The sequence below is a fragment of the Lentilitoribacter sp. Alg239-R112 genome (genome assembly GCF_900537175.1).
Taxonomy (GTDB): domain Bacteria; phylum Pseudomonadota; class Alphaproteobacteria; order Rhizobiales; family Rhizobiaceae; genus Lentilitoribacter.
Window position 1 is genome coordinate 389,477 of record NZ_LS999833.1, and the last position, 17,907, is coordinate 407,383.

The following is a 17,907-nucleotide window of genomic DNA, read 5'->3' on the forward strand; positions in this document are numbered from 1 at the left end:
ATTTAAAATCTACTAGTAGATTTTTGAGAACTCTTCGATGTTTGACGCATCAAACTGGAATGGTGCGGCCATAGCAGCAGAACCAGTATCATCAAGCGTAATTTCTCCAACTGAACCAAGAGAAAAAGTTGCACCGGCCTCGGCCTTTGCACCTTTGATCAACTGGTGAGAGATCTGTACCGCTGAATAACCAAGATCAATCGGGTTCCAAAGCGCCACAGCTTTTGATGAACCATTATCAATGAACTTCTTAAACTCAGATGGAAGCGCCAAACCTGTAACGTTCACTTTACCGATTAAGTCCATGTCAGTAACGACTTGAGCTGCCGCGACAACACCAACTGTTGTTGGTGCGATAATCGCTTTAAGGTCAGGATGATTAGCAATGAGCCCTTTTGCTTCATTGGTGCTTTTAACGGAATCATCATCACCATAAACAACAGATACCAAGTTGATATTTGGGAATTTAGTGGGAAGAATTTCCTTCGCAGCATCAATCCATGCGTTTTGGTTTGTTGCGGTTGATGAAGCTGAAAGAATAGCAACATCACCACCGTCTGGCAGATAATCGGCTGCAAGTTTGATGATTGTTTCACCAATCAATCCGGTATCTGATGGATTGAGATGAACCATGCGCCCATCTTGAGCAACGCCTGAATCCCAAGAAATTACTTTAATACCTCGATCCATTGCTTTCTTAAGTGCGGGAACCAATGCATCAGGATCGTTAGAAGAGATCGCAATTGCGTCAACATTCTGAGCGATCAATGAGTTCACAATCTCAATTTGCCCTTCTGCTGTTGCCGCTGTCGGTCCAGTATATATAACTTCCACATCTCCAAGTTCTGTAGCTGCTTTTTCAGCCCCTTTGGCAGCTGCATCAAAGAATCCGTTGCCAAGTGATTTAACAACAAGCGCAATACGCTCAGCTGCCAAAGAAGGGGTTGCAGCCAATGTGACCGCAATAGCTGTCGTAACGGCTAGTTTTTTAAAGATATTCATTTAAGTTTCCTCCAGTTAATGTCTAAGGCGGGCTGCTAACCCGCAACTTGCTGCATTTGCGCAGTTTCCTTCGCGATAATAAGATCTACACCTGCATCCTCCAGCATTGTGCGATCTTCATCTCGAATACTATCGTCTGTAATAATTGTCGTTATTCGCTCCAAAGCACATAGAATGAGGCTCGAGCGGGTTTTGAATTTTGCTGAATCAGCGAGAACGATTAATTCTTCTGACTGATTGATAAGCTTCTCTTCAGCTTGAATGATAAGCGGATCTGCTTCCATTAAACCCTGCGCGCAAATGCCTTGCGCACCCATGAACATGCGTTTTGCATAGAAGTTTCGTGTCACATCATTTTCAAACGGGCTTAGAATAATGTTTTGCTCGCGGTAGATAATTCCGCCTGAAAGCATGATTGTATTTTTTGAATGGTTTAGTAGATGTTCTGCAATCGGAAACGAATTGGTGAAGATCTGCATACGTTTTGCCGCAAGCGGATGAACCATCTGCGATGTTGTCGTGCCGCCATTAATAATAATAGCATCACCATCATCACATAATTGAACAGCAGCATTCGCGATTGCTCGCTTTTTGCTAACGTTTATTCCCTCGTTGACAGAATAAGTGCGTCCAGCAAGCCCAACAAATTGCGGCGGATTGATTGATTCAGCACCTCCGCGTACCCGTCGCAGCTTCTTTTGCATATGCAGTGTTGCAATGTCCCGACGAATTGTCGCTTCAGAAGATTCGGTTAAAGCGACCAGTTCAGACACAGTAGCAACGGGCTTCTCTTCTACAAAAGACAGAATAATTCTATGGCGCTCATTTTCATGCATGCTTGTTCTCCCAGCATTAAGGTTTCATCAAAACCAAAAATTGTCAATCATAAACAATCAAAAAAGTTCAAGTATTGAGACATTATGACCATTTGTGATTGTTTATGATTGACAATTCAAAGCTATCAGCTATTGATAAATGAAAATGAGCAAGCTGAATATCTGTTTGCAACGAGGAGGATAAGATGTCACGACCAGCAGCGAATACCGAAAATCAAACTAACTTAGAAAATTTATGGGATTCAGAAGTTGCTGCTGGTAAATCCGAGCCAGAATTACTGCTTTATCGCTCAAATCTTCTTGGGTCTGACAAAAGAATTACAAATTATGGCGGTGGAAATACCTCTGCAAAAGTTTTAGAAAAAGATCCATTAACGGGTGAGCAAGTAGAAGTTTTGTGGGTGAAAGGGTCCGGCGGCGACGTAGGTTCCATCAAGATGGATGGTTTTTCTACACTTTACATGGAAAAGCTTAATGCACTGAAAGATCTCTATCGCGGTGTTGAATTTGAAGATGAAATGGTTGGATACCTTGCTCATTGTAACTTCAATCTAAATGCCCGCGCACCTTCAATTGATACGCCTTTGCATGCCTATGTTCCTAAAAAACATGTCGATCATATGCATCCAGATGCTATCATTGCAATTGCAGCATCTGAAAATTCAAAAGTGCTAACACAAGAGATTTTTGGTGACGATATCGGCTGGCTCCCGTGGAAACGACCAGGATTTGAGTTAGGTCTATGGCTTGAGAAATTCTGTTTGGAAAACCCCAGTGCGAAGGGTGTAGTTCTGGAAAGTCATGGTCTTTTCACTTGGGATGACGATGCTAAAACCTGCTATGAGTTGACGGTCGACATTATCCAGAAGGCCACAGACTGGTTTGCGAAAAAATTGACAGGCAAGCCTGCTTTTGGTGGAGAGAAATATCAAAGTTTAGATGTTTCGGCGCGCCATGAGATTGCCAATCAACTAATGCCCGCAATACGAGGAATGATATCAGGTCAAAATCATATGGTCGGGCATTTTGATGATAGTGCGACAGTCCTTGAGTTCGTCAATTCTATCCAATTGCCAGACCTTGCAAAGCTAGGAACTTCATGTCCTGATCATTTTTTAAGAACTAAGATCAGACCGCTTATCATAAATCTTGATCCAAACAATCCAGACATTAACGCAACGCTTGATAGTTTGGAAACGTCAATCGCGGCTTATAGAGAAGATTATAAATCTTATTATGAGCGCTGCCGCCGTGATAATTCGCCTGCCCTTCGTGACCCAAATGCTGTTGTCTATCTTATCCCTGGCGTTGGTATGATCACGTTTGCAAAGAACAAATCAACAGCACGCATATCTGCTGAATTCTACATCAATGCCATCAACGTAATGTGTGGCTCAAATGGTGTTAGCACCTATTGTGGATTACCTGAACAAGAAGCATTTGATATTGAATACTGGCTGTTAGAAGAGGCAAAACTCCAACGCATGCCAAAACCGAAATCTATGGAAGGTCGCATCGCACTTGTAACAGGTGGTGCTGGCGGCATAGGATCAGCGACAGCGGCAAGATACCTAGAAGAAGGCGCCTGCGTGGTGCTAGCTGATATTGATGCAGACAATTTAAAAGACGTGCACGGTAGTCTTGCCGACCGTTTTTCAAATGATGTGGTTCGCTCGGTAATCATGGATGTTACAAATGAGGCTTCAGTCATCAAAGCATTTTCAAATTGCACCTTAGAATTTGGTGGTGTCGATGTGTTGGTATCAAATGCAGGCATTGCAAGTTCAGCGCCTGTTGAAGACACCTCTCTTGATCTCTGGAACAAGAACATGTCGATCCTCTCAACTGGGTATTTCTTAACGGGACGGGAAGCGTTCAAAATACTGAAGAAGCAAAATCTTGGTGGAGCGGTCGTTTTCATCGCATCCAAAAATGGATTGGCGGCATCGCCAAATGCATCCGCATATTGTACTGCAAAAGCTTCCGAAATACATCTCGCGCGCTGTTTGGCTTTAGAGGGCGCTGAGCAGGGCATTAGAGTTAATGTTGTTAATCCAGATGCTGTCCTAAAAGGATCTAAAATTTGGTCAGGCGACTGGCTAAAAGAGCGCGCAGCAACTTATGGCAAAGATAAAGCTGGGCTTGAAGAGCATTACCGTCAAAGATCTTTGCTGAAACGTTCTGTGCTTCCTGAGGACATAGCTGAGGCTGCATATTTCTTAGCATCGGATTTGTCTGCAAAGTCGACAGGTAATATCATCAATGTTGATGCAGGTAATGTTCAAGCATTTACGCGATAGTGGGGAGCAGAGAAATGATTAGCAGTGATATTATTGCGCAGTCTAATGAGCTCAAAGCCAAAGACTTAAATGTTGACTATCAAAATTTAGGCGAACAACTCGCGCGGCGAAATGTTGATATAGAAAACATTTGCTCCAAGGTTGCACAATATGGCGTTGCCATTCCCAGCTGGGGTGTTGGCACGGGTGGAACCAGATTTGCCCGCTTTCCGGGCGTAGGTGAACCACGGCATATTTTCGACAAGCTTGATGATTGCGGTGTTATTCAACAATTAGCGAAAGCAACACCTGCTGTATCACTCCACATCCCTTGGGATGATGTTCCAGCCGCGGACCTGATCAGCAAATCTGAAGAAGTTGGTCTTAAATTTGATGCGATGAATTCGAATACATTTCAGGACCAGGATGGGCAAAATCATTCTTATAAATTTGGTTCGCTTTCGCACACCGATAAAGCATATCGCCAACAGGCTATCGAGCATAATCTCGCCTGCATTGAACTAGGCAGAGCTATTGGCTCTAAGGCTTTAACTGTTTGGGTGGGAGATGGTTCAAATTTCCCGGGACAGGTGAATTTTACCAGGCAGTTTGAGCGATATTTGGATAGTGCAAAGTCGATTTATAAAGCCCTGCCCGATGACTGGCGATTACTAACAGAGCATAAAATGTATGAACCTGCATTTTACTCAACCGTGGTGCAGGATTGGGGTACGAACTATCTCATATCGAAGGAATTGGGCGAGAAAGCTTTTTGCCTTGTTGATCTTGGTCATCATGCGCCGAATGTGAACATCGAAATGATTGTCGCACGGCTCATTCAGTTCGGAAAACTGGGTGGTTTCCATTTTAACGATAGCAAATATGGTGATGATGATCTGGACACAGGTTCCATCGATCCATACCGCTTGTTCTTGGTTTTCAACGAATTGGTCGATGCAGATGACAAACCTGATTTCAACCCAATGCATATGCTTGATCAAAGCCATAATGTAACTGATCCGATTGAAAGCCTTATGGCAAGCGCGATGGAAGTTCAGCGTGCCTATGCTCAGGCTTTATTGGTTGATCGCAAGGCACTTGAGGACGCGCAAGCAAACAATGATGCTTTGATGGCTTCAAATATTCTTAAAAGTGCATTTAGAACCGATGTTGAACCAATTCTGGCAACAGCGCGGGTGAATAACGCAGGCGCTATTGATCCGATTGCGGCCTACCGAGCATCAGGTTATCGCAACGAGGTTGCAGGCGAGCGGCCAGTAGTTTCCGGCGCTGGCGGAGGTATTGTTTAGGGTATGCGGATGATAGCAGCCCGGGCCGATATTGTTGATAAAGTTTATTTTGAGGAACCACCTAATCTGCGTTCCAACAATCTGCTGCGCTCGCTGGACAACTGTGTCCACAAATAGAATTAATTTATCCTTCAACAAATTCGCGATAAACCATGAACGCCTCCAGCTATGATGATGCCTCTAGTTCAGGTCCGATAACTCGTGCACACATAGTTATAATTTGGGCATTGTTGGAAAGCGCAGCACGTTCGGCGAAATATACATCATGACAAGGAGCCGCACAAATTCCAGACACCTTATTGGCTGATATGCAAACGCTTTACCAAATTCAGTTCACGAATTAATAGTGTGATGGTCGCAACAGGAAAAACTGCGGGTAAAATAATAGGACGAGATTTCCTCATAGGAGAAGCTCCGTCGAGTTCGGCGGACTCCAGTTGCTCTTCGTCAACAGATGATAAGGCGGTTAGTAGAAAAAGAAACCAAATAGTGTCCATTATTTGTCCACGTTTTTCGCCAACATGCGAATGGGACACTGCGGCAGGTGATGCCATTTTACACGGCGTTGGCGGTGAGTTAAAGCAACTTGACGGCACACCTTTAAAATATGGCAAATCAGATATTCTGAATCCCAATTTTATTGGAACATCTGGCAAAATTAAAATGGATATTTGATTTTATAAGATGCTTTTCAAAAAAGCCTTACTTCGTTCATGTTGCGGGTTTGAGAAGATATCTTTTGGTTTGCCTTCTTCGATAATCTCACCCTGATGCAAAACACATACCCGATCTGCCGCTTCCCTTGCAAAATTCATCTCGTGGGTCGCCAAGATCATCGTCATATTTTGTGCTTTGAGCTGACGCAGCACATCCAGCACTTCTGCTACCAATTCTGGATCAAGCGCTGATGTAACCTCATCAAACAACATGATTTCAGGCTTCATAGCCAGAGCCCTGACAATGGCGACGCGTTGTTGCTGCCCACCTGATAGTTGGTCCGGATAATGGCCCATGCGATCGCCCAGACCAAAGCGTTCAAACAATGCGCTGATTTCAGGCCGTAACTCAGTGCGGGATTTTTTATATATACGGCGCGGCGCAAGCATAACGTTTTCTTCCGCCGTCATATGTGGAAAGAGATTGAAACTTTGAAACACCATCCCAATGCGTTGGCGTACGGGCTGCGGATCAAGCCCCGGAAACGAGATATCTTCGCCATCAAGCAAAACAGCGCCATCATCAATCGGCTCAAGCAAATTGATGGTGCGTAAAAGCGTTGATTTACCAGAGCCAGATGCGCCAATCAGGCAAACCATCTCGCCTTCTTGGACACTTAAATCCAAACCTTTGAGCACAGCGACATCGCCAAATGATTTTTGGACCTTCTTGATCTCAAGTTTGGCCATTAACTTCGCTCTCGATTTTGTTTGGCCATTAGATGATCGGCAAATCTTGTTGCGGGAATTGTCAAAGCCAAGAAAATCAACGCCGCGCCCACATAGGGGGTGAAATTTGCCAATAGCGATTTGAACACACCGGCTTGGCGGAATATCTCGACTGGGCCAATAAAACTCAGCAGAGCAACATCTTTTTGCAGAGCAATCAGCATATTCATGTTAGCCGGAACTACTCGGCGAATGGCCTGCGGCAGTACGACATATCGCATCATATCTGTGTTAGAAAGACCAAGCGACAAAGCCGCTGCGCGCTGGCTCTGGTGTACACTTTCAATGCCGGAGCGAAAAATCTCGGCAACATAGGCCGAGTAGGTCAACACCAGGGCCACTGTGCCCCAAATGTATGGGCTGTTCCAAGGGCGCGGCAAACCAAGACCGGGGATACCAAAACCGATCAAATAGATTGTCAGCACCACCGGAACACCGCGAAATATATCAGTGAAGATAGCGCCAAAAATCCGCAATGGAAACAAAGCCGGAGAACGCACATCACGGCAAAGCGCAATGGCCATACCCAATATTGCGACGAGCGGCGCACTCCACGCAAAGATTGCGACATCAAGCCAAAATGCATCCAAAAGCTTGGGAAAGGTTTTAAGAAAAATTGCCTTATTAAAGAAGCTCTTCTGCACAGCCTCCCAACCAGGTGCCATGGGAACAAATACAATAATTGCCGCGACAACAATGGCCGTGCTCACACTTGCAATGGCAATACCTTTGCGTCGCGCGCGGCGCTCATAAAGCTGGCGCGCGGTCAATATCTTCACCATCTAGGCTTACTCTGCAATGAGCGGAACGCCTGTTGTTGTTTGAAGCCATTCAGCTTCAATCTTGGCTAAAGTACCATCTTCTTTAATCTTGCGAATACCCTCATCAACGCAAGGTTTTAGTGGGCTGTCATTGGCCATCAACATGCCAAATTGATCAGGGTTTGTTGCCATTTCGGCAGGGAATTGACCCAAGACAACGCCATCATCCAAAAGCACGGCACTGGTGAACAGCGCTGTGGGCAGGTCGAACAATCCAGCATCAATCTGTCCAGCCTTTAGAGCTTCTGTCACGTTTGCAACATCATCATAAAGCAGCACATCGCTTTCAGGCTTAATATCATTGGTCACAAAACCAAGCGCCGTTGTAGATGCGGCAGCGCCCCACTTCAGTTTCTTAAGCGAAGCCATTGTGGCTTCTGCACCTGCCTCCATTGTAGGCTTGCGGATCAAAACGGCCATCGGCGATGAAAAATAAGCTTCTGAAAAATCTACAACCTGATCACGCTCTGGCGTAATGGAAAATTGCTGCAAATTGATATCAAAACTCTTTGCGCCGGGCTGAATAGATTCATCAAAGCTTGCACGAACCCATTCGACTTTATCTTTCGGATAACCCATTTTCTCAGCTACAGCATAGGCAACGGCAGCTTCAAACCCCTGCCCGCTTTCTGGCGCGTCATCAATAACCCAAGGGAAATATGCCGGATTTCCCGTTGCTATTGTTATAACGCCTTCGTTGAGCGTGAGCCCAGTGGAGCAAACTTTGCCAGATGCAAATGCAGATGTCGCCATCGTTCCGCTCAACAATACGCCAAGAAGGGCATGAGTGAGAATTGATAATGTCTTTTTCATGAGTTTGATCCCTGAATTCAAATTATTGCTATTCAATTTACTATTAGGTTTATTTAAGACCCAAAGCCCACTGGCTGCAAGCACAAAGATATTTTGTCCTATATCAATAAGCTAACTTGCAATTGAAGCCTTTGCGCGGCGCCAGAAAAACTCAAATCCAATGATAAATATAACTCCAAAAATGGTTGTGAATCTGAAGGTATTCGCAATGCCATAATAATCAGCCAGCGTGCCAATTGACAAAGATGCCAGTTGGCCACCTACCGTAATGCATAAAATCATGGTTACAGAATAGCTCGCACTTCGTGCAGGATCGGCCTCCATTGCTCTCGATAAAATAATAGGGAACATGGCCCCAACTCCAGCACCAGCGATAAAACAACCGACGAGGTGTATATAATATTCACCGGTCAGCACAATCATAAGATTTCCCAAAACAATGAATGCAAAAAGCGTGCGAACAAGCCTTGTATCATTACTTCTTTGCCCAATTGCAATGGTTAGAATACGGATTGATATCATGCCAGCAAGAAACACAGATTGTCCGATCCGAGCTGCGGTTTCAGATGCACCGCTATCGATAGAATATGAGACAAACCATATACTTTGACCCCATTCGAATGCCCCCATGAAAACGGCAGGAATGATGAGATAACCTATCGGCAACGTAGCTTTCGATGGCGCGGTCAACGGTTTTGCATCAGATGAACTTACTTCCGCCCCAGAGCGTCTTTGTTTGGCAGTTAACAGCAAGATACTTGTATAGATAACCAAACATATTGAACAGGCGAGCGCAAAGAACAGAAATGGCGACTGCCAGCCGAATGAAAATGACAACAACAAAACAAGTAATAGCGGCGCTGATACATTGCCAAAACTAAACAGCAAATCGAGCGAACTAATGGCTGCAACCCTGTGCTTGGTGAAGGTTTGCCCCACAAAAGTGTGTGCCAGAGTAAACGTTGCGCCACCAGCTGAACCGAGAAGCGAAAATATAATGAGAAAGTGTATGAATGTATTACAGAAAAATAATGCTATGCAAAACAATATCGACAGGCCAGCAAATGCTGCCAGGAGTGTTTCGATCTTATATCTGTGAAGCAACCTTTGAGATGTAAGCGCTCCTATACTAAAGCCTGTTGACCAAGGGATAAATACAAATCCAGCCTGCGCAGATGAAAGCGAGAAAGCCTCTGTCATTTCTGGCAATAATGGACCTATGATGGCGCCCAATGCACCCCAAATCAGAAAGGCCAAAGCAATGCCAACAAATAGCAATTTAGATTGAGTATCTGACACCTGGCCGCCTTCTAGTACGAGATGACTTTCGCTTAGAACAATCGCGCCATCACAACAAGTATATATTTACGCGGTTAAGAAAATTAGAGACTGCAACCAAATGATGGACGGATAGGCAGACAGCCAGACCCAGAAAAAGCGATTTAAACCGAATAGACAGGCATTGGCAAAATGAAATGTCGCCGCAATCATAAGTGCGACTATTAGTAATGATTGGTCAAGCATAGCCAATGGGAAGATAAGTTCAAACCCCATAACGCACCACGACATTATGAACATGAGTTTTGACTTATTGTGAAATCCACGTAGCTTCTCGCTCACCGGATAGGCTGAGAACAAAAATACATCTTGAAGCGCTCTGCCGCTGCGCCAGTCGGCATTGACGACTTTCACGAGGCCAGAGATGAAATAGGAAAGAACAAGCTGTATCGCCAGATAACCGAAAACGTATATCTGCCATCTCGGATTGGGCAGCCATTCGGCAATGGTCACACAAAATAGGATTAGCAACCCCATTCTATCGCTGCCCCCATTATAGGGACCGTTATACCGATGTAGATTGATGATTGAGATAAATGAGAGCGCAAGACAGGTCCAAGGTATCCACCAGCTCGCAATTGGTGCAAAAATTAGCATCAGACTTAAGGCAATTCTGCAAATAAGAAGTTCGATCTCCTCTTTACTGCGAAGATGTTCAACGCTTTGCAGGATAAAGGCAAATCCCAATAACATCTGGGTATAGCGCATGGCCTCTGCAAAAGTCAGAACAATCATGGCGCAGTACCTTGAAATAGATCGGATATGTAAAGCTGGTGCCGCACGACTTTGTTTTCATGTCTATTCATGAAGATCAGCCGAAATTTAAAATTCTTACCCTTTTTATCATCGGACAGGTGGTTTCTGATGCGCTTTGCAATCTGCTCTGCACTGTGCTTTTGCGTACCCTCATCTTGCAGCTTAATTAATCGCTCTGCACATGCCACAACATAGAGACTATCGTTCCAGCAAGGATTCCAGAAAATGCGGCGAAGCATCCTCACTATGCCGACGCGCGCTGGCCGTGGCCAAAATTCTTGCCAATCCTGACAAGTGTTGCCCGCCGCATCGAACACAGTAAATTCAATTCTGGGTGACGGTGCAATCGAATCAAAAAATCGCCATGAGGGAATGAGAACAGGCAAGATCAATTGAAACGTTTTTACGATAGATCTGATCACACTTGTGCCTTTAGCGATTCCGTTGTCATTACTATTCTTAAACTTGGCTGATATATCAATGGTGTAGGCATATTCATGCACGTTTTAAAACCTGCACTACGCTTTAACCTCACAAAAGTTTGACTGGAGAGAAACAGTATTTCAGGTTACTTTAAACCATGCGCAGGTTGGGGATATTATTTTTGATGTTCTTTTTCGGACTGACTCACGTCTTGTCCGCAAGCAATTCCTATTTGGATATGGCTGAACCTGCCAATTATATATCAGACGCGCAATATTTGCAGATCATCACCACTGCATCTCAATCTTCGGATAAATGCTGTATTAAAAACGTTCTTGATGATACGCAGCAAAGCTCTACATGCCAAAATGACGCGAAATTTTTCAACCCTTCTGGCCTGCTCTTTATAGGACCAAAGGCGGAATGTATTCGCGCTATTCTAGCTGTTAAAACTCCAGATGCGCTTACAAGAGAGTTTCTCCGTCCTCCTATTGTTTGAATGTAAGTTCGGTCGGTAAGTGCCGGCATTTTGTACATTCAATTTAATTCATGGAGAATATTATGATCAAAAGACGATCGTTTGTTGCAGGAGCAATTGCCACAGCAGCTATCCCTGCCCTGCCAGCATCGGCACATCACACAAAATTTAAGGTTGCGGACAAATTCAAGCCGCAAGAGGTCACATTTCGTGGCTATAGACGGGGGACGATTGTTGTCGATCCGAAAAACCATTTTCTTTATCTCGTTGAGCCATGGGGTAAGGCGCGCCGCTATGGTGTTGGCGTGGGTAAAGCTGGTTTGGAATTTCAAGGTGCGGCTGTCATTAAGCGCAAAGCTGAGTGGCCAAGCTGGACACCAACAAAGAACATGATCAAGCGCGAACCGCATAAATATGCCAGATATGCTGGCGGTGTTCCGGGCGGGCCGAAGAACCCCTTAGGTGCGCGTGCACTTTATCTCTATCAAGGCAATGTGGACACGTATTATCGCATTCACGGTACAACCTCACCAAGATCAATCGGCCGCTCCGTCTCCAACGGCTGCATTCGCATGATTAATGAACATGTGATCGACCTATATGACCGCGTACCGCTGAACACCAAGGTTATTGTGCTTTAGACACCTGCTCAGAGCTGCAACACCCAAATACAAACCACAATGGCCGAAAATAAGTCCCGAAAATCGGGGCTTATTCTGGCACAGCACCTTGCAAGGCTTACCGGTTAGATTGAAATCAAGTCCGCACCGTGCTTTCCGATAAACTACAATCATATGACCTAGATAGGTGATATCTAGAACTCATTAATCTGCTTAATAGATACGTATCTTTAGACAAATTAAAAACGTCATCCAATATACAGTTGGTTACGCGAATGTCTGATTTTATACATAAAAATGAAAATGGTGCCCCACACGAGGAACACCAATCAATAATATTAAAGACTTAATCCAAAGTGGGACACATTGGCATCACTGTTTTCATTGATGTTTTCGGAATTTGTGTCCCACTAATTTTAATATCATTCAAGTTCTTAATGATGTCGTTTGCCTCTAGATAAGTCGTATATATGTTATCTTCTAATCTGGCTCTTTTTGGAACTACACATCCGACGTAAGTACTCTTGAGTATACGATTTTAGTAAAATGCGCACCACAAGACCCATTGAGTACCGAATGTAATACACAAAACAATTTGTGTCCCTAATTCGCTATTTTTCTAGACACAACTCTGTTTGTGGTTCATATAGCAATTACAAAAAGTGTTGAGTCCCCAAAAAGGAAATTTCAAAACCTCAAACTCAATGGAGCTTAGATTGGCAAATAACGACTATGATGTATCAGAAGCCGTGGAATACCACTACGGCCAATTTCCACCGTCTGAGTTGGACTACAGTCGGCTTATAGGACCTGCAACAAAGGCAGCAGAAGCTTTGGCAAGATATGATACAATGCTGAGGTCTTTGCACAATAGCGCGATTTTATTAGCACCTCTACGCAGTCAGGAAGCTTTGGTTTCGTCACGCATGGAAGGCACCATTTCCACGCTGGATGAAGTCTTGAGATATGAAGCCGACCATGAAGATACAACAGAACCGACTACATTTGAAACTCGTAGAGAAGCATTTGAAGTAGCCTTATTTGGTTTAGCAATGCGTTCGGCGCAAAATGCTATGCAAGATGGTCAACCACTATCAGAATCATTGATTAAGATGGCCCATCAAGTGCTACTAAGCTCAGGTCGGGGAGCATCAAAGTCACCCGGTAAATATAAAACGGAACAGAACTACATAGGTGACGACAGGAAACGACAAGTACATTTCATTCCTATATCACCAGAACAGCTTGGTCCAGCAATGGAGGGACTAGTTTCCTACATAAATACAGATGATCAACTTCCTCTTATCGCAGCGGCTATATCACATGTTGAGTTCGAAGCTTTACATCCTTTCAAGGATGGTAATGGTCGTATCGGACGAATGCTTATCACTCTCTCCCTCTGGCAAAAGCAGGTAATCAGTGCGCCACATTTTTATGTCAGTGGATATTTAGAAGAACAAAAAGAACAATACATCGAAAGGATGCGACAAGTATCCCAAAACGGAGATTGGACAGGATGGTGCGAATTTTTTCTTCAAGCGTTAACCGAGCAAGCCCAACGTAACATGGACACCGCGACGCAAATCAATACGCTATATGAGGATATGAAAAGTGTATTCCGCGAAAAACTTGCGTCACAATGGTGTATTGTCGCTCAAGATTTTATCTTTAGCCAACCGATATTCAGGAACAATCGTTTTACCCAAAGAAGTGGGATACCAAAACAGACAGCAGCAAAATTTACACGTACACTTGCGGAAGACGGTCTGCTAAGAGAACTCGTTCCAGCATCAGGAAGGCGCGCTGCACTATATTCTTTTGAGCCACTGATGGAAATTGTGAGAACATAAAATCATAGAATAGCATTTCGAAACTCACCTCAAAATCAATCGCAATCTCTTCCATGGTTGTGATGAGTTTCGAGTGAACCTAACCCAATTCAAGGGCCGTAATCTAACCCAATTCAAGGGCCGTAATAGTGACAACCCGACGGAGGTGGACACCCCTGTTCTTCCAGCATTACAGGAAGTTATAGATCAGACTGATAAAGGGGAAACGAGCTTTATCAAGTCATCGCTGGGAACACCTTATACCGCCGAAAGCTTCGGCAACCTCTTCAGAGAAGCATGTGACAAAGCGGGACTATACCACAGCTCAGGACTTGGTCTTCGCTCAGGGGGTGCAACTCTTGCCGCTGAGAACGGTGCTACAGCAAAGCAGATGATGGCAATATTTGGTTGGTCAGACATTAAACATGCTGAACAATAGCTAGAGAGGCGCGTCGCAAGAAGCTTGCAGGAGACTCTATTCACACTATCAATCTGGAGGGGACATCGTAAAACAACTTCAACGTTTTTTATCTGACAGAGCCAGCGCACGAAGGTGCAACAACCATAGCACAAAACAGATTAAAACAATCGGCATTGTCTGGAATGCAGGTCCATGACGCGTAACCGTTATTGGTTCCGCGCTTCCATTGCAGTCTGCTGTGATTGTCTGTGGAATCAAAGCATCCCAGATATGTTGGAAAGTAGAAATTATTAAGAATAAGCAGACCAAAGCCACTGGTAGGGAAATCATAACGTTCCATGTTGGTTTCCCATGCTTCAATCGAAATATGTTTTCTCCATCCACCCTTTTTCTGCAAGTTGGTATAACCAGCAATGCCGCAGTCAGCATCGATACACCTGCCCATGGTAATGCAAAGTAATAGGCTTGATATATAGGAATGCCAAGGCTATCGCACTGCCAGTGCGGAGCATGCCACTGCGGGGCGATGATGATGTCCAAAACACTAGCAGGAAGTGGCAACCACATGAGAAGACTGCCAAGCAGCCAGTAAATCAATGGCCTATCGGACGTAGTCCATAAATATTTTAGCAAGCAACACCCGATGCTGGATTGATTTCACTCGAAGACACACCATATGATTGCGCTAAAATTAAGACAATGAAGACGCCGATTTTACCAATTTGTGTCCCACTTTTTCGCGCCCTACCAGAAAGCGGGACACAAAATCATTGCAACATACTGAGAAATAAGGGGAAGAATTTTTAGCTGGTGCCCCCACACGGACTCGAACCGCGGACCTACTGATTACAAATTAGCAGGCAATGCGCCTAAGTCATTGATTTTAAACAATCTAGTTTGGCTAACCTACCCTAAAACCGCTCTATATAGATCAATAGTTTACGGAATTAATTGGCTAACCGTTGGTTGTTCATTTCCCCATTTTTCTCGCGGTGTGGATAACTCCCCTCTTACATATGGAGAATATTAGTCATGAAGCAGGGATTGATTTGCCTATCTGTGTTCTTGGCATTCACAGCGTTCAACATTCTTTTTATGTACGCAATGTTTAAATACCCGTGGCTATTAGCGCTACTGGGTCCGATTGAGCAATTTTAGAAATGGACATGAAACAACCCCACCCAAAGGTGGGAATCTATTCAACAACAATCGAAAATGGAAGTTGAGGAGTAAGTGATGGACAGTTTCAAAATGAACACATCAAATTCTGAAATTAACGATTTTAAAAATGAGGTAGCCGAATTGAGCGCCGAAGTCGCCAGATTGAGAGAAGGGATATATCCTTTGGAACGTCAAAGTGTACCCACTCCCCAATTCCCATCGCAACAATATATGTCGATATGTGGTTGCCCTTTCGGAACTGTTTGCGCGAATTCAGCTTGCCCGCACCGCCCAATAATTACGTAAATCGAAAATGGAAGTTGAGAAAGGATAAGTGAATGAGTGATCGAACCGAATTACTTGAACGTTTAAAATCGCCTTGTGAGATATACGTTCACTGGGGTGCGCCTCCGCGTGACTCACCACATAAATTCTACAAATACGTAGGGCTAACAGAGTGGGGTGAAGCGACAGACGACGACCTGCTTACCATCTATTTTGTGTCTGATCTTACGGATGAATGGGTGATGTCACACATAAAGACACAAAACAGTGTGGTGTTTTTAAAGGGGCTAATCCCCAACCAACCCAATATGGAAACTAAGGAGTAAGAGAGATGATAGGTGATCAAGGAATTCGTGGATTACTTAAAAGTAGCGGTAGATGGGTAGTCGTGGCTCGTTGGGACTGTGAAGGTGCGGAGTACGACGCCGCAGGATGGCTTGAGAAGATGTCCTATGCAACGCCTCCGGCTGTAATTTACATGCCCGGCGGTAGCGTAGTTTATACTGATCAATTTGCAGCGTTTTCAGAAGCTAATGATATTATCTAACCCCACCCCAACACATATAGGATTAAGAGGCTTGAAGCTCACAAACGAACGACAAAGTACTTTGTGTCTCAAAATCGAACAAAATTGCACCACAAACACATAGAGATAGGAGCCTCGAAGATGAATGATAATTTAGTCGATAACTTCCCTGAACTAGATGACGACCAGCTAAAGCAAAACTTCGACAACGCCTTAATGAGTTGGGAAAACGCATTAGATGAAGCTGATCGCTACGAGAAGCTAACTAATTCTATTGAAGTAGCAATTGAATTCAGGCGCAAATTAAACGCGCGTCTTAGCAAGTAGAGATAGGAGAAGAGAGAATGAATTACTTTAAACACGGCGGGCTACTTATCGATATTGACGAAGTGCTGGCGGTAGAGTCCTTACCCCAAAGGCCAGATGGCGGGCCACCTTATCACTCGGCGGGGCAAGTCTTCTATAAAAATGGAACTAGCATTGAGACGAGTTTTGAATTCGCGGAAGCGTTTCACAAAGCAGTCTCGAGTCACACGATTACCCAGAGGGCCTAGAGATAAACCTTATAAGATAGAAAGACACGAAAATGAGTAAGGAACTAGAAAAAAAAATAAGCTCTGTTTTGACAGGACTTGCAAAGGCATTCGATGACGAACTTGAAAATGAAACCGAAGAGGACTTAGAAAAGAGTTGGTTCTTTAAATTTGATGAAACAGCCAAGCCTCACGTCAATCTTTATAATTTCTACGACATGCTAAAACTCTACGGTTCCCATTGCAGACGATGGGAAGAAAAGCACAACGGAAGCATGTGTGTCGTTGAACGCGTGAGAGACAAATATCTCTTACCAAAGATCAAAGAATTTGCCGAACAATCTGGCATGACTTCTTAAGATAGAAAGGAAAGACTATGAGCAAGGCAGTATCAATCGCACATGATCTAGATGGATTAGCCCCAAAAGACATGGCTTACAGCATCAACAAAATGATGGTTGAGATAACGCCTTTGCGCATTGGCTCCATGGTTTCAGTGAATGAAAAGCACCCAAATCACAAAGACTTTCAAGGCGCGTTTATCGTCACTCGACTTGATTGGGATTATCGCGGAGATGGACGTTTGAATATCTCAATCGCAAGCGAGAAAGATATCCATATGGATCATCCCAGTTTTGATGGGTTCACCGTTGATGATCTAGACCCAATGCCGCAAAATATCGGCGGAACAATTTTGTAAATAACTAAGGGAGATAAAATTAAGCAGGCGCACAATGCACCCTGCCCCTAATAGGATTGTAGTGATAACGACCGCCACGCACATAGATCAATGCAATCCTGTAGTTTCTCCATGTGGTGAAATCTAGTTTAATCTCAGAACGCCTAATACCATATTTGATAATAAGCTTTTCAATAGCTTGTTCAGCCCATTTTTCTTGCTCAATATTAAAGGCTTCAACATCTGAATGCGAACCTTCTGCAAAATACCCTTCCGGTTTAAATACATGGTCAAGATCATTCATAGTTTGGGCTTATCGTACCGTTATTGCGGCTTCCGCAATCATCACAAC

The 17,907-nt window shown here is 44.2% G+C and carries 22 protein-coding genes, 1 tRNA gene and 2 pseudogenes; 12 read left to right on the forward strand and 13 right to left on the reverse strand.

All coding sequences use genetic code 11. The annotated features are described in order from the left end of the window. Nucleotides 1-12 precede the first annotated feature (12 nt). On the reverse strand, nt 13-1,002 hold the full coding sequence (rhaS, locus tag G3W54_RS02240; RefSeq protein WP_162651521.1) for a rhamnose ABC transporter substrate-binding protein: 990 nt from the start codon (nt 1,000-1,002) through the stop codon (nt 13-15). A 35-nt stretch (nt 1,003-1,037) separates the two neighbouring features. Beyond that, nucleotides 1,038-1,838, reverse strand: a complete 801-nt coding sequence (locus G3W54_RS02245; protein ID WP_162651522.1) for a DeoR/GlpR family DNA-binding transcription regulator — start codon at nt 1,836-1,838, stop codon at nt 1,038-1,040. 185 nt (nt 1,839-2,023) lie between these two features. On the opposite strand from G3W54_RS02245, the gene G3W54_RS02250 reads away from it, so the two are divergent. Then, entirely contained in the window at nt 2,024-4,138 is a 2,115-nt protein-coding gene (locus G3W54_RS02250; protein ID WP_162651523.1) for a bifunctional rhamnulose-1-phosphate aldolase/short-chain dehydrogenase, read from the forward strand. 14 nt (nt 4,139-4,152) lie between these two features. Further along, nucleotides 4,153-5,427 (forward strand): L-rhamnose catabolism isomerase, encoded by a 1,275-nt coding sequence (gene rhaI, locus G3W54_RS02255; protein WP_162651524.1) that lies wholly within the window; start codon nt 4,153-4,155, stop codon nt 5,425-5,427. Between the two features lie 169 nt (nt 5,428-5,596). On the opposite strand, the pseudogene G3W54_RS02260 reads toward rhaI, so the two are convergent. After that, nucleotides 5,597-5,743 (reverse strand): annotated as a pseudogene (locus G3W54_RS02260) (RpiB/LacA/LacB family sugar-phosphate isomerase); the annotation flags it as partial. After that, nucleotides 5,724-5,924: an ABC transporter permease subunit gene (locus G3W54_RS19240; RefSeq protein ID WP_244627812.1), complete on the reverse strand. Its 201-nt coding sequence runs from the start codon at nt 5,922-5,924 to the stop codon at nt 5,724-5,726. The pseudogene G3W54_RS02260 and the gene G3W54_RS19240, both read right to left, overlap by 20 nt. Nucleotide 5,925: 1 nt before the next feature. Here G3W54_RS19240 and G3W54_RS19245 point away from each other — a divergent pair. After that, a pseudogene (locus tag G3W54_RS19245) lies at nt 5,926-6,102 on the forward strand (inositol monophosphatase family protein); the annotation flags it as partial. A gap of 2 nt (nt 6,103-6,104) precedes the next feature. Here the strand turns inward: G3W54_RS19245 and G3W54_RS02270 are convergent. The 6 genes from G3W54_RS02270 to G3W54_RS02295 form a co-directional block, all read right to left on the reverse strand. Further along, nucleotides 6,105-6,833, reverse strand: a complete 729-nt coding sequence (locus tag G3W54_RS02270; protein ID WP_162651525.1) for an amino acid ABC transporter ATP-binding protein — start codon at nt 6,831-6,833, stop codon at nt 6,105-6,107. Next, entirely contained in the window at nt 6,833-7,654 is an 822-nt protein-coding gene (locus G3W54_RS02275; RefSeq protein ID WP_162651526.1) for an amino acid ABC transporter permease, read from the reverse strand. The genes G3W54_RS02270 and G3W54_RS02275 overlap by 1 nt, the downstream gene beginning before the upstream one ends. A gap of 6 nt (nt 7,655-7,660) precedes the next feature. Then, the gene (locus G3W54_RS02280) at nt 7,661-8,506 is read right to left on the reverse strand and encodes an ABC transporter substrate-binding protein (RefSeq protein WP_197742777.1); all 846 of its coding nucleotides are present in this window, start codon (nt 8,504-8,506) and stop codon (nt 7,661-7,663) included. 111 nt (nt 8,507-8,617) lie between these two features. Beyond that, nucleotides 8,618-9,805 (reverse strand): MFS transporter, encoded by a 1,188-nt coding sequence (locus G3W54_RS02285; protein WP_162651527.1) that lies wholly within the window; start codon nt 9,803-9,805, stop codon nt 8,618-8,620. A gap of 66 nt (nt 9,806-9,871) precedes the next feature. Next, nucleotides 9,872-10,579 carry an HTTM domain-containing protein gene (locus G3W54_RS02290; protein WP_197742778.1) on the reverse strand — a complete coding sequence of 236 codons (708 nt, stop codon included), beginning with the start codon at nt 10,577-10,579 and terminating at the stop codon, nt 9,872-9,874. Beyond that, entirely contained in the window at nt 10,576-11,103 is a 528-nt protein-coding gene (locus G3W54_RS02295) for a hypothetical protein (protein ID WP_162651528.1), read from the reverse strand. The genes G3W54_RS02290 and G3W54_RS02295 overlap by 4 nt, the downstream gene beginning before the upstream one ends. Before the next feature lie 104 nt (nt 11,104-11,207). Between G3W54_RS02295 and G3W54_RS02300 the strand changes: the two genes are divergently transcribed. From G3W54_RS02300 to G3W54_RS02315, 4 genes are all read left to right on the forward strand, one after another. Beyond that, on the forward strand, nt 11,208-11,522 hold the full coding sequence (locus G3W54_RS02300) for a hypothetical protein (RefSeq protein ID WP_162651529.1): 315 nt from the start codon (nt 11,208-11,210) through the stop codon (nt 11,520-11,522). A gap of 62 nt (nt 11,523-11,584) precedes the next feature. Further along, nucleotides 11,585-12,142, forward strand: a complete 558-nt coding sequence (locus G3W54_RS02305; protein ID WP_162651530.1) for a L,D-transpeptidase — start codon at nt 11,585-11,587, stop codon at nt 12,140-12,142. 695 nt (nt 12,143-12,837) lie between these two features. Further along, the gene (locus tag G3W54_RS02310) at nt 12,838-13,971 is read left to right on the forward strand and encodes a Fic family protein (RefSeq protein WP_244627813.1); all 1,134 of its coding nucleotides are present in this window, start codon (nt 12,838-12,840) and stop codon (nt 13,969-13,971) included. A 73-nt stretch (nt 13,972-14,044) separates the two neighbouring features. Beyond that, nucleotides 14,045-14,389, forward strand: coding sequence for a tyrosine-type recombinase/integrase (locus tag G3W54_RS02315; RefSeq protein ID WP_162651531.1), 345 nt, complete (start codon nt 14,045-14,047; stop codon nt 14,387-14,389). Nucleotides 14,390-14,467: 78 nt separating this feature from the next. On the opposite strand, the gene G3W54_RS02320 is transcribed toward G3W54_RS02315, so the two are convergent. After that, nucleotides 14,468-15,004, reverse strand: coding sequence for a hypothetical protein (locus G3W54_RS02320; protein WP_162651532.1), 537 nt, complete (start codon nt 15,002-15,004; stop codon nt 14,468-14,470). Between the two features lie 175 nt (nt 15,005-15,179). Continuing rightward, nucleotides 15,180-15,253: transfer RNA gene (locus G3W54_RS02325), tRNA-Thr, on the reverse strand. 617 nt (nt 15,254-15,870) lie between these two features. Between G3W54_RS02325 and G3W54_RS02330 the strand changes: the two genes are divergently transcribed. The 5 genes from G3W54_RS02330 (at nt 15,871) to G3W54_RS02350 (ending at nt 17,576) form a co-directional block, all read left to right on the forward strand. Continuing rightward, a complete protein-coding gene (locus G3W54_RS02330; RefSeq protein WP_162651533.1) occupies nt 15,871-16,143 on the forward strand; it encodes a hypothetical protein in 273 nt (90 codons plus the stop codon). Between the two features lie 5 nt (nt 16,144-16,148). After that, the gene (locus tag G3W54_RS02335) at nt 16,149-16,364 is read left to right on the forward strand and encodes a hypothetical protein (protein ID WP_162651534.1); all 216 of its coding nucleotides are present in this window, start codon (nt 16,149-16,151) and stop codon (nt 16,362-16,364) included. A 120-nt stretch (nt 16,365-16,484) separates the two neighbouring features. After that, the gene (locus G3W54_RS02340) at nt 16,485-16,670 is read left to right on the forward strand and encodes a hypothetical protein (protein ID WP_162651535.1); all 186 of its coding nucleotides are present in this window, start codon (nt 16,485-16,487) and stop codon (nt 16,668-16,670) included. Between the two features lie 259 nt (nt 16,671-16,929). Then, a complete protein-coding gene (locus G3W54_RS02345) occupies nt 16,930-17,235 on the forward strand; it encodes a hypothetical protein (protein WP_162651536.1) in 306 nt (101 codons plus the stop codon). A gap of 17 nt (nt 17,236-17,252) precedes the next feature. Then, on the forward strand, nt 17,253-17,576 hold the full coding sequence (locus tag G3W54_RS02350; RefSeq protein ID WP_162651537.1) for a hypothetical protein: 324 nt from the start codon (nt 17,253-17,255) through the stop codon (nt 17,574-17,576). A 19-nt stretch (nt 17,577-17,595) separates the two neighbouring features. On the opposite strand, the gene G3W54_RS02355 is transcribed toward G3W54_RS02350, so the two are convergent. Beyond that, the gene (locus tag G3W54_RS02355) at nt 17,596-17,859 is read right to left on the reverse strand and encodes a hypothetical protein (RefSeq protein ID WP_162651538.1); all 264 of its coding nucleotides are present in this window, start codon (nt 17,857-17,859) and stop codon (nt 17,596-17,598) included. Nucleotides 17,860-17,907 lie beyond the last annotated feature (48 nt).